We start from the raw sequence: 20,532 nt of genomic DNA, 5'->3' as shown, positions 1-20,532 counted from the left end.
ATTATGAAAATAGGTATTATGGGGGGGACATTTGACCCAATTCATATCGGGCATCTTCTGCTGGGGGAGTTTGCCTTTGAACAGTTTAACCTTGACGAAATATGGTTTCTTCCTAATGGGAATCCCCCGCATAAAGACGCAGGCGATATGGATACTATTCTGGAGCACAGGGTTTCGATGGTAGAAAAGGCCATTCACGGCGCACCTCATTTCAGGCTGTCCCTACATGAGGCACAGCAGGGAATCCACTATACGTACCAGACAATGCTGGACTTTCATAAAATGTATCCAGATAACCAATTTTATTTTATTCTTGGCGCTGATTCCTTATTTGCTATAGAAGAATGGAAATATTTCCGGGAAATATTCCCCACTTGCACTATACTGGCTGCCATGCGCGACGACAAAGATGTGCGGGATATGGAGAGGCAGATCGCATATCTGCACAAGACATATAATGCAGATATCAAACTTCTGAGGGCGCCGCTGTTGGAAATATCTTCTACTACAATAAGGGAACGTGCTTCTAAAGGCCTGACTGTCCATTATATGGTCCCGGATGCGGTGGCAGAATATATTAAAAAGCATAAGCTTTACCTAAATACAGATGAGTCCAACAGCACACAAAATAAGACACCTACAAAAAGTAAAGAGGAATAATATTATGCCAGACCCACAAGCAATTCAAACAAAATTGGAGAAGAAGTTAAAACCAGGCCGGTATCAGCACACGCTGGGTGTTATGTATACAGCAGCCGCACTGGCGATGTGCCATGGCACAGATCTGCAGGAAGCAATATTATCTGGATTGCTGCATGACTGCGGGAAATATGGCTCTGTACAAGAACAGATGAACTTTTGCAAGGAGCATGAGATTAAACTGATACAGGCAGAGTTAAATATTCCTGCATTAATCCACGCAAAGATTGGCGCATATCTGGCAGAATATGAATATAAAATAAAGAACCCCAGGATTTTAAACGCAATTCTTTACCACACCACAGGGAAACCTGATATGAATCTTTTGGAAAAGATTGTATACCTGGCTGATTTTATGGAGCCAGGGCGGAAGATGATCCCTGCACTGCCTGAGGTGCGCAGCCTTGCTTTCCATGAGATTGATAGGGCCGTATGCCTATGTGCAGAATCAACATTAAAGTACTTAGATTATACAGGGGCCCAGGTAGACCCTCTGACCAGAATGACTTATGAATTTTATAAAAATCAGGGGTGCCTGCCCATATAAAAGGCATATGCCTGAAATACTCTTTAGGCATAAAAACTCTCAAATAACGAAAAGGGAAGGAGATAAATAGATTGGATTATTCAAAAAATATGGCACTTATTGCATACCGTGCCCTGGATGACAAAAAAGGTGAGGATATCAGAATTATAGATATTTCCAGTGTTTCTGTACTTGCAGACTATTTTATTATTGCAAACGGCATGAATGACAGCCAGGTTCGTGCACTGGTAGACAATGTAGAAGAAGAGTTGGGAAAAGCCGGATATTATGTAAAGCAGAGAGAAGGATACGGTACAGGAAACTGGGTACTGCTTGACTTTGGCGATATTATTGTACATGTATTCGATAAGGACAACCGCCTTTTTTATGATTTGGAAAGAATATGGCGGGACGGAAATGTAATTGACCCAGAAACATTAACAGAACTTCCATAATCGTTTATCTGGGCATCGAGAAGCCTTTAGATAAAGTTCTTTTCTATTTTAGATCGGGTGAGAAATCTTTTTCAGGAACTCTCACCCGATTTAATTCTAAATATCAAGCTATTTAAAAAAGCGGAATACTCCAATTACTTTCCCCAAAATAACCACCTCTTTTACAATGATAGGCTCCATAGAGTCATTCTCAGGCTGGAGACGGATGGTATCCTTCTCCTTGTAAAAGGTTTTGACAGTTGCTCCATCCTCCACAAGAGCAACAATTATATCACCGTCTGATGCTGTCTGCATCTGTTGGACAAGAACCATGTCGCCGTCCAAAATTCCTACATTGATCATACTTTCTCCCCTCACAGAGAGCATAAATGTCTTTTCGTTTGGCATAAATTCCATGGGGACAGGAAAGTAGTTCTCTATATTCTCCTGGGCCAGCAATGGTTCGCCTGCAGCCACCCGGCCGATTAAAGGCACATTTACTACCTCCCGCCTTGTCAAGTTAAATGTATCATCCAAAATCTCGATGGCTCTTGGCTTAGTCGGGTCTCTTCTTATGTAGCCGTTTTTTTCCAGTGTCTCAAGATGAGAGTGGACAGAAGAAGTGGATTTAAGACTTACAGCTTCACAAATTTCGCGGACCGCAGGTGGAAAACCCCTCTCCAATATCTGTGATTTTATGTATTCCAAAATTTCCTGTTGCTTTTTACTAATCTTACCCTGTGACATATATAGGCCCTCCTCAATTCAATTAATAGATCAATACATTTTCGTACAGAAAAATACGGTTTCATAATATTATTAAATAGGTTATTTATATACTATCACATAAAGTCCCAAATGGCAAACACTTGTTGCGAAAATATGTTCGAAAAATATCCCGTAATGTATTGACAAACATTTGTTCCCGTAATATAATATACCCATAAAAGAACAAATGTTTGATATATTGATTTTAGCAGGGAAGTATACAAAAGAGGGGGACGTTAGCTATGAATAAACAATATTATTATACACTTGGACACAGCAGGATACAGAGATATAAAGTGAAAAGACTGATTATTTTATGCATTGCCTCCATCTGCCTGATTTTTGTTGCCTGTACTATATTTGGGAATCTTCTGAGTTTTGCACACGGAAGTCCAGAAGAGGACCCAGTAGATTTTAAATATTACAAAAGTATCCAGATCCAGCCAGGAGATAATCTGTGGGACATTGCATCACTTTATATAACAGAAGATTATGATTCTGTTTCATCATATATAGAAGAAATAAAGGAAATTAATTCTTTGAGCACGGATGAACTCCATGCAGGGGAATATTTAGTAATTGTATACAATAATACCATTTATCTAGGGTGATTTGAAGGAGATTGTATTTTTTTAAAACACATTCGAATTATAACTTTATAATAGTATACATGCATACTTCTTCATATTTTTGTATTATTTTGATAATTATTTTTTGCTTAAAGCTATCGATCTTACAATCACCGGACTCCCTTCCGGGAATTTCAAGTACCGGGTACATTTGGATAACACGGTTGGACAAACTGGGCCGGTAACGGAAACGTCACGGGGACGACCGGGATAAAATGCACCATCCAGGCCATACAGATTGTTATAGAATAGGGAGGGTATGACCCTCCCCATTAACTTAATTTCCTGCCGCCCACTCAGGGGTTGGCTCATTCGCGTGCGTAAGTCCCGCACCCTCTAGCGTGTCCCACAAACCTTGAATCTGGGTTTCAATGCTGGTCAGCCTATCCTGCATATCGGGAATCTGCCCGCACTTATCGGTCAGGCTCTCATTGGTGCTGTCATACAAATAGGTCATTTCAGCATATAATTCCCTGAGTCCCTGTATTTCTGTATCAATTCGGGAAATCTCACCGCTGTAGTCTGCCCCGCCCGATGGGGCAGTAGAGTTCTCTGCAAGTTGGCTTTGCAATTCCTTTATTTGTTTCTCCAGCTTTTGGGTTTCCACGTCCTGGTAATACTTGCTGTATGCGCTTGCTCCTACGGCAAGTATCAGCAAAAATATCATCACGCCGTACAGTATGTTTAATTTTGACTTCATTTTATCACCTCCTAACTATTAGTATTGTCATAGTCATTCTTTACCTTTTAGACTATGCTATTTTAAGATACTGTGGACTGGTTCATTCCTCCTACCACTTGTGATGGTTCATACGAGGCTCCAACCACTGTCTCTTTGTTCATTTGTTAATCAGTTAGTTACCGTATGACGGTTGATCAGGAAGTAGGTTGCTTTGTGTACAGCATTTAACTTCTTATATTATTATAACCCAAATCTTTACAGATTTCAGCAATACTTTGATATGCAGATGATTCGAATCCGGTATCAGGTTATATATAATTACCTTTCTACAATAGCTTATTGTGTATTTAGATATATGGCCTTTTAGCTTTTCTGCCAAATAAAAAGACGGCTGGGTTAAATACGATAACGTAGAACACAATACGTTCATCGGGACAAGAGACCAGGCCAATTTGATTATCTGAAAAAATTATGAGGGTTACATGGATACCGGAGTAATAGGGGTATAAATATATCTATACGACAAATACCGATTTTTCCAAAAGATATAGACATAAAAAGCTAGTTATGATATAATCAATCCTGTTAAATAGGTTTCTTTTGTATTTCAGGGGGTATCTTATGCCAAATCAAAATCTAAAAACATATCATGAGCAGGCCTACATAGACAATACATTGCGCCTAAGGGAGATTTTAAAATCACTGCCTGATTTTGCCAGGGATTATTTCCGTGCCGTAGAACCTAAAACTTCTGCCAGGACCCGGATTTCGTATGCCTATGATATTCGGGTTTTCTTTCATTTTTTAATGGAGAATAATCCAGCTTACAAGAATTATACGATGAATATGTTTACTCTGCAGGATCTGGAGCGTATTGAACCAGTGGATATTGAAGAATATCAAGAATACTTGAAGGTATATCTGAATCCTGAAGATAAACAGATGACCAATACGGAAAAAGGTCTTTCGAGAAAGATGTCGGCCCTGAGGAGCTTTTATGCCTATTTTTTTAAACGTCAGGTTATCAAAAAAAATCCTACTTTGCTTGTTGATATGCCGAAACTTCATGAAAAAGCCATTATCCGCCTGGATACAGACGAGGTGGCTTCCCTGCTTGATTATATTGAGCATGGCGGCGACGAACTGACCGGTCAGCGTAAAGTATATTATGAGAAAACTAAAAATAGAGATTTAGCTATTATCACCTTACTTTTAGGCACTGGCATACGTGTATCTGAATGTGTTGGACTAGATATACAAGATATTGATTTTAAAAATAATGGCATCAAAGTAACCCGAAAAGGCGGAAATGAGATGGTCGTATATTTTGGTGAGGAGGTGGCAGATGCATTAAAAATGTACCTATACACTTCCAGAAAATCTGCTGCTCCCCTGCCTGGCCATGAGAATGCCCTTTTCCTCTCCACCCAGAGGCGCAGGATGGGGGTACAGGCCGTAGAAAATATGGTAAAAAAATACGCCCGTGAAGTTACGCCAAATAAAAAAATTACTCCCCACAAACTGCGGAGTACTTATGGAACCACACTCTACAAAGAGACAGGCGATATCTATCTTGTGGCGGATGTACTTGGACATAAGGATGTCAATACAACGAAAAAGCATTATGCTGCAATAGATGAAAACCGGCGCCGTCAGGCAGCCAAGGCCGTCAGGCTCAGGGAACCCTGACAAGGATCTGTTTTATTATAAGGCAAAAATCCTGACGCAAGCGGCGGGACTTAATCTTGTCTTTATTTACAAAACGACTTAGAATATGATTATGCAGCAATGGAAAGGACTTTAAAAATATGCAGTTACAGAGATTACTTAGTTTTACGAGAAAAGCAGTGGATGAATTCGGCATGATACAGGAGGGAGACCATATTGCTGTAGGGATATCCGGGGGTAAGGACAGTCTGACCCTGCTCTATGCCCTCCATGGCCTGAAACGGTTTTACCCCAAACAATTCAGTCTCAGCGCCATTACAGTAGACCTGGGATTCCAGGATTTTGATTTAAGTCCGGTTAAGGAACTATGCCGTGAGATGGACATCCCCTACCGTATAGTGCCTTCCGATATTTACCATATTCTTTTTGATGTGCGTAAGGAGTCAAATCCCTGTTCGCTGTGTGCGAAAATGAGAAAAGGCGCGCTCAATGAAGCGGTCAGGGAAATGGGATGCAATAAAGTGGCCTATGCCCACCACAAGGACGATATAATTGAGACCATGCTCCTCTCCCTCATATTTGAGGGACGGTTCTATTCTTTTTCTCCTATGCTGTATCTTGACCGGATGGATCTGACAGTAATACGTCCCCTGATGTTTATCGATGAAGCGGATATTGTTGGGTTTAAAAATAAGTATGATCTTCCAGTTGTAAAAAGTAGATGTCCCATAGACGGATATACTAAGCGCCAGTATGCCAAGGATCTGGTTAAAAGGCTTAATCTGGAACATACCGGGACACGGGAGCGGATGTTCCATGCAATACTAAACGGTAATATACAAGGATGGCCTAAGCGCATCCTGCGCGAGAGATAAACATACTTATCTCATATTGCATTTGCATGTCCTTCGGACGCATGGACTCCGTCCAGCAAGGTATACCCACAGGGCATCCCTTAACACATGTCCTTCGGACGGATGGACTCCGTCCAGCAAGGTATACCCACAGGGCATCCCCACAGGGCATCCCTTAACATATGTCCTTCGGACGGATGGACTTCGTCCAGCAAGGTATACCCAAATATCTGCCTTTTACATGGAAAAAGACAGGGATTTAACTTCTGCAGAAACCATTCATTCTGCTGTTAAAATCCCTGCCTGCACTTCTGCCCTGTGTAAGTACTAACCCACTGGGAATATTCTAAAGTTTTTTCTCTCTGCCTGCCAATTCTTCTTTTAAAGTGACATATTGTTCAATAACCCGGGCGGTACCCTCTACCCCAAGTTCTGCACTATTAAGGCAGAGTTCATAGCTCTCCGAATCAGACCATTTTTTATTTGTATAATAATTATAGTAACTGGCTCTCTTCTTATCTGTCTTGATAATCATGTCCTTAGCCTTGGCATCTGTCAAATCATAAATCCTTGCAATGCGGCGGATACGTGCATCTAAATCTGCATGTATAAATACACTGACTACATTGTCATAAGACTCCAGTGCATAATCAGCACACCGTCCTACAAGGATACAGGGCCCTTCATCCGCAATCTTTTTGATCGCATCAAACTGCGCAAGAAAAACCTTGTGGTTGATTGGCATGTCAGAATACGTATTGCCTGAATATCCCATAGAATAGGTATCCATCACTAATGAATACAAGAAGCTGTTGGTAGGCCTCTCATCATGTGACTCAAAAATCTCCTCACAAATCCCGCTCTCCTTTGCGGCTCTTGCAAGCATCTCTTTATCATAAAGTTTAATCCCAAAGTGATCTGCAACCTTATAGCCGATCTCACGTCCTGCGCTGCCGAACTGTCTGCCGATTGTAATAATTGTGTTTGTTTTCATACCAGTCACTCTCCTTTTACGTCAACCAGGCTTTGCTGTCCATCTACCAGGTAACTTTTATATTAGTTATTATATAAGATGAAAAAGAAATTTACAATAAAAAACATGCTTTTTGTTTATCTTCTTCGTAATTGTGCTAGTATTTTCAGAAAATATTCGGGTATAGGCGCATCAAATTCCATATATTCCCCTGTAGAGGGATGTATGATACCCAGTATCTTTGCGTGGAGAGTCTGGCCAGTCAGGTTAAAGGGACATTTTTGTGGGCCATAAACAGTATCACCGAGAATGGGATGCCCTATGCTGGACATATGCACACGGATTTGGTGTGTCCGCCCGGTTTCCAGCTCACATTCAATATAAGAATAATTTCCAAAGCGCTCAAGCACACGGTAATGTGTGACGGCATGGCGCCCATTGCGGGAATGGACACTCATACGCTTTCTGTCAATGGGATGGCGACCTATGGAAGCATCGACTGTTCCCTTGTCTGCTTTCAGGTTCCCGACAATAATGGCATGATATTTTCTTGTAATCTTATGCTCCTTAAGCTGCAGGGCCAGAGCCTGGTGTGCGGCGTCATTCTTACAGACTACCAGGGAGCCTGTAGTATCCATGTCTATCCTGTGGACAATCCCGGGCCGTAAAACCCCATTAATGCCAGAAAGTTCATTTTGGCAGTGATACATGACTGCATTGACTATTGTACCGCTATAGTGGCCGGGGGCCGGATGGACAACCATGCCTTTAGGTTTATTGAGGATCAAAATATCATTGTCCTCATATAAAATATCCAGAGGTATATCCTCTGGGAGAATATCGGGCATCTCTGGCTCAGGCAGAAAGACTCTCACTACTTCCCCGGCATCTAGCTTATAGTTAGGCTTTACCGTTTTTCCGTCAGATGTGGCCGCCCCCTCTCTAATCAGCTTCTGGATATAGGAGCGCGAAACTTCAGGCATTGTTTCTGATAGGAATTTATCTATACGTATTCCCTGTTCTGTGGCAGTAAAATATAATTCTTCCATCTGTCAACCTGACCTCTTCCGGAGCGAAAAACAATTCAGCTCTTCCTCCTTATAGTAAAATAGAATAGAGTATGCAAATAAAATGCAGGCGGCCACAACATAGCAATCAGCTACATTAAAGATAGGAAAATCTATTAATTCAAAATAAAAGAAATCGACCACATAATTTAAGCGTACTCTGTCTATCAGATTTCCCACGGCCCCTGAACTAAGAAGCACAAAACAGAGTCTCAGAAGATAATATCTTCGTGTATGTGGCATTTTCCGGTAAATAACCCCCACTAGGGCCACAATCAATACAGCCCCAACAGCAAACAGGATCTGCCTGTTCTGCATGAGCCCAAAGGCCGCCCCTCTGTTTTCCAAATATTCAAGCTTAAATATTCCCTCCCAGATTATAAAAGGAGGCTGATCTTTCAAATACACAACTGCCATCCATTTTGTTGCCTGATCCAAAACAATCAATACAGCGCAGCTTACAACAGCCAGCAAATAACTCCAGGCTGTCTTGGTACTTCTATTGTCCATAATTCACTTTCCTTTACAGCTAATATAGAATTTACACATATTTATGTATAATAACAAAAATTCTATTCTTTTTTGTCTTGGATAAAGTGCCTATATACTGAAACTTGCCCATACCTCTGACTGAGATCACATCGTTTTCTTTGGGCTGGAAGCCATTGCTTGTAATGAGCCGCCCATTGACATACACTTTACCCCCCTCTGTCAGTCCAGAGAGTTTCGTACGTGAAGAAGAAAACGCCAGAGATAACAAGCTGTCTAAGCGGACAGAGGCAACAGTCCCTTTTATCTCCTCAATCCTTGGAGTATATGTAAAAGTATCCATATCTGCCAGGGAAACAGATACATCTGTATGGCGGACACGCCGAAGTCCCTCTGTCAGGTACTCCTTAAGCGAGCTGCAGATAAAGAGTATGGCCCCTTTCCCAACAATGAGTATGTCCCCTAAGCGTGAACGCTCAATTCCCAAATTCAGTACTGCTCCCAGGTAGTCACGGTGGGTTAAGTCCTCTGCATATTTTTCATGGGCGGGCTTAACATAAACTGCACAAAAAGGGAAGTTCTGATGAAGCACAGTCTCATCTTCCCCAAAAATGCCGCACAAATAAAGAGCATCAGGTAGGAAAGCTGCCATCTGACGCTCTGCTGGGACATATCCGCCGAAAGTGATATATCTTGTATACAGCTTATCTTTCGGCAGAGAATAAAGAATATTTAATTCATTCAGATTTAAAAAATCTGAATATGTAACAATATTACGGTGGTATGCGGTCTTTGACAGTTCAGCAAGCCGCCTTTCCAATAGCTGTTCTTCCTTTGTCATACTAATCTTAAAATCTTCCTTTTACGTTGGCCGTCTCCATAGATCCGCTCAGCAAGTCCTGTAAATCGCCGGAAATGTCTACATTAGTCGGCGTCACAAGAAAGATATAATTAGATATCTTCTGAAGGTTCCCGCTGATGGCAAATGCAGCGCCAGATATAAAGTCAATAATCCGCTGTGCAATCTCCAGATCCATCCCCTCCAGGTTCAATATAACTGTGCGGCCGGCCAGAAGTGTCTCCGTAATTTCCCTGGAATCATCCACAGAAGAAGGCTTCACCACACAGACCTCCATATTGCCATTTTTTCTGGATGCAGGCTGGCGCATAGGAGTTACCTTGCCGCTGCCTGATGCAGCGGATTTTTTATTTTCCTGAATGTCAAAATCATCGTAGTCATCCCTGCTCTTTTTGGTAAACAGAGAGTGACGTGATTTATCGTCAAAATCATCATCATCGAACTCATCATCATAGAAATCGTCGTCATCATAATCATCGTCGTTCAACTTCATGATGTCCAAAAATTTATCAAACACACCCATATTTACACTCCTATCTTATGCTCTCCTAACATAATCTTATTTCGCAAACATCTCCGCTACCAATGAACCCGTTTAATTGGCATAATTCCTGGCGCCAAATATACCAGTGCCTACACGGATCATAGTTGCGCCCTCTTCAATCGCAACTTCATAGTCATTGGTCATCCCCATCGAGAGTATGCTCACATTAACATTATCAATGTTTTTCTTCCTAATGTCAACAGATAATTTCTGTAAATCAGCGAAAACCGGACGATTTTCCTCTGGATCTTCTACAAAGGGAGCTATAGTCATAAGTCCGCATACCTTTATATTAGGCAGGAGAGCTGCTTTTTCAATAAATGGAACCACTTCATCAACTTTTAGGCCAAATTTGCTTTCCTCCCCCGCCACATTTACCTCAACCAGTACCTTTGCAATACAGTTTTTCTTTGCGGCCTCCTTGTCAATGGCCTGGGCAAGCTTCATGGAATCCACTGAATGGATCAAGCATGTCCTGCTCACTATGTATTTTACTTTATTTGTCTGCAGATGCCCTATCATATGCCAGTTAATATCTTCAGGAAGTACGTCAATCTTATCCATCAGCTCCTGGACTTTATTTTCCCCGAATTCCCTGGCTCCTGCATCATATGCCTCCTTAAGGAGATCCACGGGTTTTGTCTTGCTCACTGCAATCAATGTAACTTCTGAGCGTTCTCTGCCTGCCCTTCTGCAGGCTGCCTGTATCTTCTGCTCTACTACTTCCAACTGCTCTTTGATCATCACTGTAACTCCTAACATTAAAAATAAATTTTCTGTCTATTGAAAAACAACTTCGTCTTCTTCTACCGAACTTCCGTCCTGTACTATATGGTCATAATTATACAATCCATAGGAATCACCCTCCTGCACTATATAATACTCGTCACTTTCACATAAAACAGTAATCTGCTTGAATACGGCATATCCTTTATTGATATTGTACACTCCCTTCAAGGGCTGAGTTTCCTTCAATTCCAAGGTCTCGGAAGATTCTGGCCTGACAAGCACAGTTCCCTGGCCAAATTGAGACGGATTCAAATAAACGTCCCCTTCTTCCGTTGTTTTGTAAATATCCACTGTCTGAAAAGAAACACCGCTCCCCTTTTGTACATTCACGCCTGGAGATGAACTATTTCCGCCATATGTAATATATTCCTCGGGTATCACATAAAAATCTTTCTCTATCACTGAGCTTTTAGGAATCTTTAAACCGCTCTCATCCTCCAGGATCAATTCTATATTCAAAAATCTGTCATTTGCATAGCGTATCATGGAGTTGTCATAGTCCAGCTTGCCATAATAGGCTCCATCCCTGCTCATAATAGAAAAGTTGGCCCATATAGTTTCACTGTCCTTATCGATCCTGGTTTTTACATACGTCACATCTGCCAATTCTCTGGCGGCGCTTTCATCTAATTCTACGATAACAGACCAATTTTCACTTGTCACTAATTTATATGCCGGATCCCCCGCCTTTACCTGCATATTATCCTCCAGCCCAACACTCTCATAGGTACTGCGGTCAAAATCGTCTTTTTTAAAGGAATCTTCAGTGAGGGACTCACATCCGTCAAAACTCAGGACCACAAGGCCGTCCCGGGAGGTAGAATATATATCTGCCGTCCCGCCATTTTGGGAGATTACAGAATCCATCCGGGCAGTCTTAGTCTGGTTGGATGCAGTCTGCATAGTGTTAGTAATCTCATTCTTCAAAGAATACACAGAAGAAAATTTCTGCGGGTTAAAATTTTCATTAAAATTTTGTGTTTTTACGACCAGCGCTGACTGCTCCTCAGGACTCAGAGTGACGGCAGATTCCCCGCCCTCATCGCCGTATGATAATTTTCCGGCAGAAATGGCATAGATATTCGTCCCTGCCTTGACCTTACTGTTTTCATTCTGAAAATAATTAATATATCCCGACTTCTCTGCATTAATGAGCTGTTCCTCCCTCAATACAAGCCCTGTATATGAGTTGTCCTTTAATATACTCCCCTCTCTCACTTCATATGTGGAAATCCGTTTGGTTGTCGCATACATAACTATCGTTACGATCAGGTAAATTAATACAATGGCAAAAATAAAAATGCCAACGTTCATGTCACGTGTTCTTTTATACTTTTTTATATTAATAGAATTGTCCTTTCGACTTGCCAATCCCGTATACCTCCGGAAGGGTAAATATGCAGGATGTATATGAAAATTCATCTTAAGAGTATATACACTCCCTCTGGAAAGTGATTTTCAGTACATCCCATAAATCTTCACTTTTTGTTGATAACTTTTATAGTATAACATTTTTATGTGTATATTTCCAGTTTTTGCGGTAATAATAAAATCATTGATATTGAAAAGGAGGAAATAATATGAAGTGGTTTGATAACACTGCTCTTACACTAGTGATAATCGGGGCAGTCAACTGGCTTCTGGTCGGCATCTTTCGTTTTGATTTAGTAGCCTTTCTCTTTGGAAATTTAAGCTGGCTTTCCAGAATTGTGTATACGATAGTCGGTCTTTGCGGACTCTATCTCATCAGTCTCTTTGGAAGAATAAACCGGATGGAGTAGGAGAAAAACCTTAGGTTTAAGCAAACATAATGAACTTATGAGCCGCGTATTATGGATATTCCACGATACGCGGCTCATAAGCATTTACTGAAAATCCCTTATCTAGGAATTCCGTTTAATGGCCTTTCGTACTGGCAGTAAGTCCAGCTGAAAGAAGTGCAGTCATATCCACATACAGGGTATCTTTGTCCGGGGCACCCATGATAACCGAAATATAAGGGCGGTTTTCCAGATCCTGGCTGTAGAGTATCACACAGGAGCCAGCTTGGTCAGTGGTACCTGTTTTCCCGCCAAATACACGGATTCCTTCTGGGGGTGCGGACAGGCCCAGTGAATAGTAGTTTGTTGGCTCCCACACCTCTGTGCGGACTGCACCGGCCTGGTCCGTCAGCTCTGCGGTATAGGAATCCATTGAAATAATGTCTATAAATCTCTGATCCTTCACACAGGCATTAAACATAAGATATAAATCATACGCTGTTGTATAATGATTCTCATCGTGCAGTCCATGTGCATTCACGAAATGTGTATTTGTTGCGCCCAGGCTGGCAGCCTCCTGGTTCATCATATCAGCAAAGGCTTCCATGCTTCCGGCCATGTATTCAGCAATGGCCGCAGCACAGTCATTTCCTGATGCAAGGGTCAGGCCGCACAGGAGGTCATACAGGGTCAGCGTATCCCCTGGATTCAGGCCGCACACTTGTTCATCGGGTGCGAACTGTGTGGCACTCTCACTGACCGTCACAACATCATCCAGATTCCCATATCTCAGGGCAAGGTAAGCCGTCATAACTTTGGTAGTGCTGGCCGGATACAGCCTCTCATGGATCCTGTCTGCACAGAGAACCTTCTCGTCCTTTATATCAAACAGTCCAGAGGCATGCAGGCTGCCGTCTGCCTGATATCCTTCAAGCGGCACATCCGTGTCTGTCACACATAAATCTTCGGCAAAAAAGGTGCCCTGATACATATTCCTATCATAATTGGCTTTCTCATACTCCGCTGCCTGGTCATAAGAAGGCTCCGTTTTGCTGCACCCAGTTCCAAACACTATGATTAAAAAAAAGATTCCTGAAAGGAGCACTCTATTTATACATTTCACGCCAGTCTAAATCTCCTCTGTCTAATGCTAGAATTAGAGCCTCTGCAGTGGCTATATTTGTAGCGATAGGAATATTGTACATGTCGCACAGCTTTACAATATCATTGACATCTGGTTCATGGGAGTGGGGGGAGAGGGGATCCCTGAAAAATATTAACAGATCCATCTCATTATGCTCTATCTGTGCGCCAAGCTGCTGTTTCCCTCCCAAATGCCCTGCAAGATATTTATGGACAACTAAATTTGTAACATTTTCTATCAGATTGCCCGTTGTCCCCGTGGCATACAGCTCATGCTTACTCAAAATTCCTCTGTAAGCAATACAAAAATTCTGCATTAATTTCTTTTTTGCATCATGTGCTACTAACCCTATATTCATATTGCTATCTCCTCTACTGATATTTATTAGGCTGCAAACCGACATTCAATACAAAGCCAATTCCCATGTACAGGCACACGATAGAGGTCATGCCATAACTGACAAATGGCAGGGAAATACCTGTGTTTGGAAAAATCTGTGTGGCCACACTGATATTGATAAAACTCTGTACACCTATCAGTGTGGCGACTCCTCCGCAAATCAGCCGGCCTCCAGTATCCTTGGCCCTTAAACCTATTAGAATACATTCTATTACAATCAATAATAACAAAATTATGACCACACAACAACCCACAAATCCCAATTCTTCCCCGATTATGGCAAAGATAAAATCTGTCTGGGGTTCAGAAATAAAATTGCCATTTTTTACAGAGGTTGTCGTATTGCTGTTATACCCTTTCCCTGTCAGCATTCCTGAACCAATGGCCATGACTGAATTTATCTGCTGGTATGCCTCATCTGACGCATATTTCTCAGGCTCTAGCCATGCCAGTATCCTCTTCTGCTGATAATCTTTTAAAAAGGGCTGGTTAGGCTGCACCACAATACTGAGGAAAAGGGCTCCTGTAGGTATAACAATGGCCAGTACAGTCCCAATAAATTTATAGCTGAGGCCGCCTAAATACAACATAATACAGAACAATGCCGCCAGGCAGATTGTATTAGACAGGTTGGGCTGTTTATATATAAGAATCAGGGACGGCAGTATAAGGGCCGCGGCCTGAATAATAGTCTTTTTATTATTAACTGCCTCCTCACGTTCCATCAGGAATTTTGCAAAGAATAAAATTGTGATCAGTTTTGTTAAATCAGACGGCTGAAACTGTACAAAACCAAGATTCAGCCATCTTGTAGCGCCATTGATATTCTCACCAAAAAATAACACTGCGAGGAGCAGTACAATATTGATCCCATACATAAGCCAGTACAGATTCAGTACCCACTTATAATCGATCAGGGAAATGACAACCATCGCCAGCGTGCCAAGTATGACACCGGCCAGCTGCCGTCCCTGTGAGGATGCCTGTGCACTTCCTACCACAAATACACCTATGACCGAAATTGCAGTTACAAGCGCAACCAGGCTGAATTTATAGTCTTTTAAATGGTATCTCTGCTTAATATTCAAAAAATGAAGTTGAAGTTTCAATAGCTCTCTCCTGTTATCTTAATATGTATATCTGCATGGGTTATCTTCATGTGAAAATTTTCCGGCCGGATTTCCAAATATTTCGAGACTGTGTGATACATATCTGTAGAAAATCTTTCCGCTGTTTCAGGTGTACACTGCATTCTGTCTGCTATAAGCAGAGTTTTCAGTCTTTCTTTTGCAACATGGACAGATTGCACACTCATATAGTTTCCTCCTAGTTTTTCTTAAACAGGCTGGAGAATTTGGCCAGGAAACCTTCTGGCTTGCTGAAATCTGTGATAGGTATATCCTCGCCAAGTATGCGGCGGCACACGTTAGAATAGGCCTGTCCAGAAATACAGTCTGTGCCGATAATAGGCTCTCCCTGGTTTGTGGCAATCACAACCTGTTCATCATCAGGGATGACGCCGAGCAGATGGATGGCAAGAATTTCTGTCACATCGTCTACAGACATCATGTCCCCCCGTTTTACCATATCCACACGGAGGCGGTTTATAATCAAGTCGTTTTTCTTAATGCCGTGAGTCTCCAGAAGGCCGATAATCCGGTCTGCGTCACGTATGGCTGATACTTCCGGCGTAGTGACAATAATTGCCCTGTCAGCTCCGGCAACAGCATTCTCAAACCCCTGCTCAATACCCGCCGGGCAATCCAGAAGTATGTAATCAAACTCGTCCCTCAGATCAGCAATCAGCTTGCGCATCTGCTCCGGAGAGACGGAGGACTTATCCTTTGTCTGGGCTGAAGGAAGCAAATACAGTTCCTCGAAACGCTTGTCCTTAATCAGTGCCTGTTTCAGGCGGCAGCTTCCCTCGATGACATCCACCAGGTTATATACTATCCTGTTTTCCAGTCCCATAACAACATCCAGGTTCCTAAGCCCTAGATCTGTATCAATGACAATAACCTTTTTATGAAGCCGGGACAACCCAATACCTATATTTGCTGTCGTAGTCGTTTTTCCAACTCCGCCTTTTCCTGATGTAATGACAATAACTTCTCCCATTGTTTTCTTCCTCCTACAACTTCTTATTCCTATGATTAGTCTACAAGCGGATCCACATATATCCGGCGCCCGTCGGCCACCGCTACCTTTGGGCCTCCACTCATCAGGCTCTCCTGGTGAATGGCCTGACGTCTTGCTTCAATATCGCCAATTCGAAGTTGTTTAGGCTGCATGGACAAAGCTGCTATAAACGCCCCCCTGTCTCCTGATGCCCCCGCATGGACAGAGCCTGTGAGAGAACCAACAATCACAACATTTCCCTTGGCAATAACTTTAGCGCCAAACTCCACATCACCCAGTATGATGATGCTTGTATCAGATTCCAGCACTTGTTTTCGGCTTAAAGTACCTCTGTAGAACTGCCCTTCCCGCCTGGAAATATTAGTGAGCGTATTTTCTACAATGCTTTTGTATGTCATTTCATTGGTTTCATCCCGGTCAACGATACACACAATATCAAGTCCGGTTGTCTCGGCAATCAAATCCAGTATGATCTGTTCCTCTCTGTCCGAAAGTTTCCGGTCCAGAAATGATACTGCCATCTTCGCCCCCTCAAAAAATTTGGCAGAGTCCTTTAATTTAGTAAAAAGGCTCTCCAGCAGTGTATCAAAAGATACCTGGGGGTCTAAATGGACTTCGATCCCGTAGCGGTTACTCTTAATCGTTACCAGCCTGTCCACGTATTTCACATCCTTTTCTAGTCGCCTGCGATGGCTGTGCCCAGCTCTGCGGCGGAGCCGGTAATTAGTTCCTCTTTATCGGCAAGTTTATAATTTGCCCTGACAATATCCCTGCCTATTTCAGCAGCATAGGATGAGCTGTAACCGTTTGCAATACGGACCGCAATGGCAATCTCCGGCGTCTCCGCAGGGGCAAATCCTACAAATAAGCCGTGGTCCGGATGGACTGCACTCTGCTGTGCCGTACCGGTTTTTCCTGCCATGGATATGCCAAGTCCCGAAAAACTAGAGGTATCCTGGATCATGGCGATCATGCCCTGATGGACCAAGTTCCACGTATTGCTGCTTACATCCTCCATTTGGTTTGCAATGACTGGCTCATATTCCTTGATAATCTTTCCGTTCACATCAGTGGTTTTATCCAAAAGGGTAAGATTATATACAGTTCCTTTGTTTGCCACTGTGGCAACATATCTGTTTAACTGGCTTACTGTATAGTTATTGTTGCCTTGCCCGATCGCTGTCTGTACAGAATATTCATCAGAAATCTGAGGCTCTGATTCTGGTATCTCAAGTCCCGACTTTTCCCCCAGGCCAAATTCTTCTGCATACTTACCAAGAACCTCCACACCTTTGTCGCTGTCATAATTCCCCTGGGAATCCAATCCCAGGTTATATCCCACATCGTAATAAAATACATTGCAGGAAACCTCCAGTGCGCCGACCACGTTGAGGCCGCCATGGGAACCAGGGTAAGCCCAGCATCTTGGGCTGGGGGTAACTTTGTCAAATTCACCGGTACAGTTGATATACGTTTCCCCGGTAATCAGGCCTTCGGTAAGCGCAGCTACAGAGGAAAGCATTTTATAAGTGGAACCTGGAGCAGTCCTCTCCTGTGTGGCATTATTGTAAAACGGACGGGACAGTCCGGTTACAAGCTGGTTATAATATTTTGAATCCATCGTGTTTGCCAGCCGGTTATTGTCATATCCCGGATAGGAGACACAGGCCAGCACTTCGCCTGTGTTTGGATCGCTGACAACAGCAGAACCTGTACATGGCTCCAGCGCCAGCTGCCCGGGGGTGATCTCCAGGCTCTGTATCTTCTGATACAGCCACGTATAGGAATCCACACTGCCGCTTACCAGTCCGTTATATGTCCCTTCATCCATAGGCAGGACACCCTGCTCATATACCATGGCACAAATTTGTGCGCCAGTGATACTACCTGATTTTATAAGATATTTGTAGAGAAGTTTGTCGAAATTAACATCTGAATTCAAATAATCTTGTAAAAATGTTAAAATCCCCTGATAAATTTCTGCCGAATCGGAATATTTCTCTGCCGAAACATAGTCTGACAGCTTGGAGGTATCAATCCAGTTCTTGGAAATTGCATAGTTCAGATATCTGTTCAGGCTGATTGACTCGTCAGTGGTCCACTGCCTGTAGACCTCATCTGATGTATCAATGTCATCTGACACAAGTATCTGTGCATCATTCTGCAGGACATCAATAGAAATATAATCCATATATGCCTTCATCTCTGCTGACAGATCTTTATAGGCAGCCGCACTGCTATTGTTCATCTCATTGATGATTTCCGTTATGGCCGCTTCCTTTCGCTGCTCAAATATAGAATATACTTGTTTTTCAACTGTCTTTGCATCCTCGGCCCCGAAATGTGTCTCATCGATGATCTCATTCCCAATAAAAGCATTGTAAGCATCATCCACAGGAATGATGATCTCGCTTGCATCTGAGGTTGTGCTGGGATCGTAGTTCATCACATTGCGCAGCTTAGAAAGCACAATACCAGCCAGCTTCTCCTCTATTAACTGGTAGGTCTGTATCTGCAGATCCTTATCGATGGTGAGATAGACGTCATTGCCCGCCTCAGGGTCTTTGTTGCTGACAGTCTCAGTTACCTTGCCTACGCTGTCTACATAGAACTCAGTCTCACCTTTCACACCCTGCAGCACCTCGTCCATTGTCTGCTCCAGGCCTGATTTCCCCACAATATCTGTCTGGGAATACTTTTTCTTCTGTTCCTTGTCCAGGGCATTGTATTCTTCCTGGGATATTTTGCCAGTGTACCCGATGATAGAGGCAAAATACTGGCTGTCCGTATAGTGGCGCATGGAATCCTCCGCCACATCCACTCCGTCCAATTGATCCAGGTTCTCCATAACTGCGGCCACTGTCTCGTCACTGACATTTGTGGCAAGGGTAGTGGGAATAAATTTCTGGAAACTGTTCAGGTTCATGGCGTAGCGGAGGTTTACCATTTTAAGTATATGGGACTTGTCCGTATTTTTTATGTCCAGCCCATATCCATAGGTCTCATCTGTGCAGAGATATTCTATTATATCTTCTGCCGTTGCATTCCTCTGCTCCTCATCCAGCTTATCAATTGTATCAAGGCCATAGACATCCGCAATAAAACGCAGCTTCAATGTCTCATTCGTCTGTGAGTACTCATAATTTCCAGCAGAGTCCAGGACTACCCCAAAATCACTGATCACAGAATCTTTGTTAGATTCTACAATCTGTATAACCTTTTCAAGAATCTCATTGAGGATTTTGTTCTTCTCCGCCCGTGTATCAGCAGTAATATTATCTTCTATTGTCACGGAATAGGCCAGCTCATTGTAGGCAAGAAGATTTCCATTCCTGTCATAGATGTTGCCCCTTGTCCCCATGATTTCTCTTGTTTTGAGGATCTGCAGCTTATAATTGTCCAGATAATCCTGTCCTTTTACTATCTGCAGATAAAATACTCTGTTAATAAGTATGGCAAACAGTACGCAAAAGGCCAGAATTAAGACAAACAGCCGTGACTTTATGATCCGATAAACTGCATCTTTAATACGTTCAAACAAATTTACTTGCACTCCTTTTTTCTTCTGCCTCTAGTTTACGGTTCACGTATAAAATCAGCGGGTATAAAATAAGAGCAGTCACAATAGTATATATGAGCTCAGGCACAATATTATGACTAAGATAGTAAATAAAATGAAATTCACTTCTCAGCATAAACATCAAAAGATAAATGACCAGCCCATATAAAAATTCACTGGCTGCTATCAGTACCAGCGGAAGCTTGATGTCCTCATCATAATATACCTGCTGGAACAGACTGTTGGTAAACCCGATCAGCAAATATATCAAGGCATAGAATCCCAAAATATTGCCGAACTGTATATCCATTAGCAGTCCTGAAAAAAAGCCGGTTAGCATCCCTTCCTTTGGCCCCCGCATAAAGCCAAAGGCTGCGGTTAAGACAATCATAAGATTAGGTTTAATAGATGCCAGCGCCAGATTTGGAAACACAGTACACTGCAGCAAATAGCATACGAGCAGAATCAGGGCAGTCACAGCCACTCTTTTTGCTTTCATTTTTTTCATCCCTTATCTACTCCTTTCCTGCCGATGGTAAGACATATGGCT

24 protein-coding genes and 1 pseudogene are annotated in these 20,532 nt (G+C 42.5%); 8 read left to right on the top strand and 17 right to left on the bottom strand.

Annotated features, from left to right (window positions below):
- Nucleotides 1-3 precede the first annotated feature (3 nt).
- From nadD to rsfS, 3 genes are all read left to right on the top strand, one after another.
- Nucleotides 4-660 carry a nicotinate-nucleotide adenylyltransferase gene (nadD, locus tag EFA47_RS07780; protein WP_122642756.1) on the top strand — a complete coding sequence of 219 codons (657 nt, stop codon included), beginning with the start codon at nt 4-6 and terminating at the stop codon, nt 658-660.
- Between the two features lie 4 nt (nt 661-664).
- Entirely contained in the window at nt 665-1,246 is a 582-nt protein-coding gene (yqeK, locus tag EFA47_RS07775) for a bis(5'-nucleosyl)-tetraphosphatase (symmetrical) YqeK (RefSeq protein WP_122642755.1), read from the top strand.
- Nucleotides 1,247-1,317: 71 nt separating this feature from the next.
- Nucleotides 1,318-1,680 carry a ribosome silencing factor gene (gene rsfS / locus EFA47_RS07770; protein WP_122642754.1) on the top strand — a complete coding sequence of 121 codons (363 nt, stop codon included), beginning with the start codon at nt 1,318-1,320 and terminating at the stop codon, nt 1,678-1,680.
- 108 nt (nt 1,681-1,788) lie between these two features.
- Here rsfS and lexA read toward each other — a convergent pair whose 3' ends face one another.
- Nucleotides 1,789-2,406 (bottom strand): transcriptional repressor LexA, encoded by a 618-nt coding sequence (gene lexA / locus EFA47_RS07765; protein ID WP_122642753.1) that lies wholly within the window; start codon nt 2,404-2,406, stop codon nt 1,789-1,791.
- A 263-nt stretch (nt 2,407-2,669) separates the two neighbouring features.
- Here lexA and EFA47_RS07760 point away from each other — a divergent pair, with 263 nt between their 5' ends.
- Both EFA47_RS07760 and EFA47_RS20580 read left to right on the top strand, forming a co-directional pair.
- Entirely contained in the window at nt 2,670-3,038 is a 369-nt protein-coding gene (locus tag EFA47_RS07760; protein WP_122642752.1) for a LysM peptidoglycan-binding domain-containing protein, read from the top strand.
- A gap of 192 nt (nt 3,039-3,230) precedes the next feature.
- A pseudogene (locus tag EFA47_RS20580) lies at nt 3,231-3,308 on the top strand (hypothetical protein); the annotation flags it as partial.
- A gap of 25 nt (nt 3,309-3,333) precedes the next feature.
- Here the strand turns inward: EFA47_RS20580 and EFA47_RS07750 are convergent.
- Entirely contained in the window at nt 3,334-3,756 is a 423-nt protein-coding gene (locus tag EFA47_RS07750; protein WP_122642751.1) for a hypothetical protein, read from the bottom strand.
- Nucleotides 3,757-4,359: 603 nt separating this feature from the next.
- Here EFA47_RS07750 and EFA47_RS07745 point away from each other — a divergent pair.
- Together EFA47_RS07745 and EFA47_RS07740 are read left to right on the top strand one after the other, a co-directional pair.
- Nucleotides 4,360-5,427: a tyrosine-type recombinase/integrase gene (locus tag EFA47_RS07745; RefSeq protein WP_122642750.1), complete on the top strand. Its 1,068-nt coding sequence runs from the start codon at nt 4,360-4,362 to the stop codon at nt 5,425-5,427.
- 119 nt (nt 5,428-5,546) lie between these two features.
- Nucleotides 5,547-6,281: a tRNA 2-thiocytidine biosynthesis TtcA family protein gene (locus EFA47_RS07740; RefSeq protein ID WP_122642749.1), complete on the top strand. Its 735-nt coding sequence runs from the start codon at nt 5,547-5,549 to the stop codon at nt 6,279-6,281.
- 325 nt (nt 6,282-6,606) lie between these two features.
- Here the strand turns inward: EFA47_RS07740 and EFA47_RS07735 are convergent, their stop codons facing one another.
- The 7 genes from EFA47_RS07735 to EFA47_RS07705 all read right to left on the bottom strand — a co-directional run bounded on the left by EFA47_RS07735 (nt 6,607) and on the right by EFA47_RS07705 (nt 12,352).
- Entirely contained in the window at nt 6,607-7,254 is a 648-nt protein-coding gene (locus EFA47_RS07735) for a cytidylate kinase-like family protein (protein WP_122642748.1), read from the bottom strand.
- Nucleotides 7,255-7,370: 116 nt separating this feature from the next.
- Nucleotides 7,371-8,282: an RluA family pseudouridine synthase gene (locus EFA47_RS07730; protein ID WP_122642747.1), complete on the bottom strand. Its 912-nt coding sequence runs from the start codon at nt 8,280-8,282 to the stop codon at nt 7,371-7,373.
- Between the two features lie 3 nt (nt 8,283-8,285).
- Nucleotides 8,286-8,810, bottom strand: a complete 525-nt coding sequence (gene lspA / locus EFA47_RS07725) for a signal peptidase II (protein ID WP_122642746.1) — start codon at nt 8,808-8,810, stop codon at nt 8,286-8,288.
- A 31-nt stretch (nt 8,811-8,841) separates the two neighbouring features.
- Nucleotides 8,842-9,630: a YlmH/Sll1252 family protein gene (locus EFA47_RS07720; protein ID WP_122642745.1), complete on the bottom strand. Its 789-nt coding sequence runs from the start codon at nt 9,628-9,630 to the stop codon at nt 8,842-8,844.
- 7 nt (nt 9,631-9,637) lie between these two features.
- A complete protein-coding gene (locus EFA47_RS07715; RefSeq protein WP_122642744.1) occupies nt 9,638-10,171 on the bottom strand; it encodes a cell division protein SepF in 534 nt (177 codons plus the stop codon).
- A 72-nt stretch (nt 10,172-10,243) separates the two neighbouring features.
- Nucleotides 10,244-10,936, bottom strand: a complete 693-nt coding sequence (locus tag EFA47_RS07710; RefSeq protein WP_122642743.1) for a YggS family pyridoxal phosphate-dependent enzyme — start codon at nt 10,934-10,936, stop codon at nt 10,244-10,246.
- Nucleotides 10,937-10,972: 36 nt separating this feature from the next.
- Entirely contained in the window at nt 10,973-12,352 is a 1,380-nt protein-coding gene (locus EFA47_RS07705) for an HlyD family efflux transporter periplasmic adaptor subunit (protein ID WP_206215517.1), read from the bottom strand.
- 209 nt (nt 12,353-12,561) lie between these two features.
- Between EFA47_RS07705 and EFA47_RS07700 the strand changes: the two genes are divergently transcribed.
- Nucleotides 12,562-12,762, top strand: coding sequence for a DUF378 domain-containing protein (locus EFA47_RS07700; RefSeq protein ID WP_122642741.1), 201 nt, complete (start codon nt 12,562-12,564; stop codon nt 12,760-12,762).
- A gap of 115 nt (nt 12,763-12,877) precedes the next feature.
- On the opposite strand, the gene EFA47_RS07695 is transcribed toward EFA47_RS07700, so the two are convergent.
- The 8 genes from EFA47_RS07695 to mreD are packed head-to-tail and all read right to left on the bottom strand — an operon-like array spanning nt 12,878 to nt 20,490.
- On the bottom strand, nt 12,878-13,864 hold the full coding sequence (locus EFA47_RS07695) for a D-alanyl-D-alanine carboxypeptidase family protein (RefSeq protein WP_235853233.1): 987 nt from the start codon (nt 13,862-13,864) through the stop codon (nt 12,878-12,880).
- A complete protein-coding gene (locus EFA47_RS07690; protein ID WP_122642740.1) occupies nt 13,848-14,243 on the bottom strand; it encodes a methylglyoxal synthase in 396 nt (131 codons plus the stop codon). Before EFA47_RS07690 ends, EFA47_RS07695 begins: the two co-directional genes overlap by 17 nt.
- 13 nt (nt 14,244-14,256) lie before the next feature.
- Nucleotides 14,257-15,393 carry an FtsW/RodA/SpoVE family cell cycle protein gene (locus EFA47_RS07685; RefSeq protein WP_330512107.1) on the bottom strand — a complete coding sequence of 379 codons (1,137 nt, stop codon included), beginning with the start codon at nt 15,391-15,393 and terminating at the stop codon, nt 14,257-14,259.
- Nucleotides 15,390-15,599, bottom strand: a complete 210-nt coding sequence (locus tag EFA47_RS07680) for a cell division topological specificity factor MinE (protein ID WP_122642739.1) — start codon at nt 15,597-15,599, stop codon at nt 15,390-15,392. The genes EFA47_RS07685 and EFA47_RS07680 overlap by 4 nt, the downstream gene beginning before the upstream one ends.
- 11 nt (nt 15,600-15,610) lie before the next feature.
- Nucleotides 15,611-16,402: a septum site-determining protein MinD gene (minD, locus tag EFA47_RS07675; protein WP_122642738.1), complete on the bottom strand. Its 792-nt coding sequence runs from the start codon at nt 16,400-16,402 to the stop codon at nt 15,611-15,613.
- A 35-nt stretch (nt 16,403-16,437) separates the two neighbouring features.
- Nucleotides 16,438-17,082: a septum site-determining protein MinC gene (locus EFA47_RS07670; RefSeq protein WP_122642737.1), complete on the bottom strand. Its 645-nt coding sequence runs from the start codon at nt 17,080-17,082 to the stop codon at nt 16,438-16,440.
- A 17-nt stretch (nt 17,083-17,099) separates the two neighbouring features.
- The gene (locus EFA47_RS07665) at nt 17,100-19,964 is read right to left on the bottom strand and encodes a penicillin-binding transpeptidase domain-containing protein (protein WP_122642736.1); all 2,865 of its coding nucleotides are present in this window, start codon (nt 19,962-19,964) and stop codon (nt 17,100-17,102) included.
- Complete coding sequence (gene mreD / locus EFA47_RS07660; protein ID WP_122642735.1) at nt 19,957-20,490, bottom strand: rod shape-determining protein MreD; 534 nt, start codon at nt 20,488-20,490, stop codon at nt 19,957-19,959. The genes EFA47_RS07665 and mreD overlap by 8 nt, the downstream gene beginning before the upstream one ends.
- Nucleotides 20,491-20,532 lie beyond the last annotated feature (42 nt).

The sequence above is a fragment of the Luxibacter massiliensis genome (genome assembly GCF_900604355.1).
Taxonomy (GTDB): domain Bacteria; phylum Bacillota; class Clostridia; order Lachnospirales; family Lachnospiraceae; genus Luxibacter; species Luxibacter massiliensis.
The sequence above is the reverse complement of the archived record's forward strand: the minus strand, read 5'-3'. Positions and strand labels throughout refer to the sequence as shown.

Excerpts from the sequence above, each read along its gene's own strand:
- EFA47_RS07730 (WP_122642747.1), bottom strand. The coding sequence starts at position 8,282 with ATGGAAGAATTATATTTTACTGCCACAGAACAGGGAATACGTATAGAT.
- EFA47_RS07735 (WP_122642748.1), bottom strand. The coding sequence starts at position 7,254 with ATGAAAACAAACACAATTATTACAATCGGCAGACAGTTCGGCAGCGCA.
- minD (WP_122642738.1), bottom strand. The coding sequence starts at position 16,402 with ATGGGAGAAGTTATTGTCATTACATCAGGAAAAGGCGGAGTTGGAAAA.
- EFA47_RS07700 (WP_122642741.1), top strand. The coding sequence starts at position 12,562 with ATGAAGTGGTTTGATAACACTGCTCTTACACTAGTGATAATCGGGGCA.
- EFA47_RS07740 (WP_122642749.1), top strand. The coding sequence starts at position 5,547 with ATGCAGTTACAGAGATTACTTAGTTTTACGAGAAAAGCAGTGGATGAA.
- EFA47_RS07710 (WP_122642743.1), bottom strand. The coding sequence starts at position 10,936 with ATGATCAAAGAGCAGTTGGAAGTAGTAGAGCAGAAGATACAGGCAGCC.
- mreD (WP_122642735.1), bottom strand. The coding sequence starts at position 20,490 with ATGAAAAAAATGAAAGCAAAAAGAGTGGCTGTGACTGCCCTGATTCTG.
- EFA47_RS07720 (WP_122642745.1), bottom strand. The coding sequence starts at position 9,630 with ATGACAAAGGAAGAACAGCTATTGGAAAGGCGGCTTGCTGAACTGTCA.
- lspA (WP_122642746.1), bottom strand. The coding sequence starts at position 8,810 with ATGGACAATAGAAGTACCAAGACAGCCTGGAGTTATTTGCTGGCTGTT.
- EFA47_RS07690 (WP_122642740.1), bottom strand. The coding sequence starts at position 14,243 with ATGAATATAGGGTTAGTAGCACATGATGCAAAAAAGAAATTAATGCAG.
- EFA47_RS07745 (WP_122642750.1), top strand. The coding sequence starts at position 4,360 with ATGCCAAATCAAAATCTAAAAACATATCATGAGCAGGCCTACATAGAC.
- EFA47_RS07750 (WP_122642751.1), bottom strand. The coding sequence starts at position 3,756 with ATGAAGTCAAAATTAAACATACTGTACGGCGTGATGATATTTTTGCTG.
- EFA47_RS07715 (WP_122642744.1), bottom strand. The coding sequence starts at position 10,171 with ATGGGTGTGTTTGATAAATTTTTGGACATCATGAAGTTGAACGACGAT.
- lexA (WP_122642753.1), bottom strand. The coding sequence starts at position 2,406 with ATGTCACAGGGTAAGATTAGTAAAAAGCAACAGGAAATTTTGGAATAC.
- yqeK (WP_122642755.1), top strand. The coding sequence starts at position 665 with ATGCCAGACCCACAAGCAATTCAAACAAAATTGGAGAAGAAGTTAAAA.
- EFA47_RS07680 (WP_122642739.1), bottom strand. The coding sequence starts at position 15,599 with ATGAGTGTGCAATCTGTCCATGTTGCAAAAGAAAGACTGAAAACTCTG.
- EFA47_RS07760 (WP_122642752.1), top strand. The coding sequence starts at position 2,670 with ATGAATAAACAATATTATTATACACTTGGACACAGCAGGATACAGAGA.
- nadD (WP_122642756.1), top strand. The coding sequence starts at position 4 with ATGAAAATAGGTATTATGGGGGGGACATTTGACCCAATTCATATCGGG.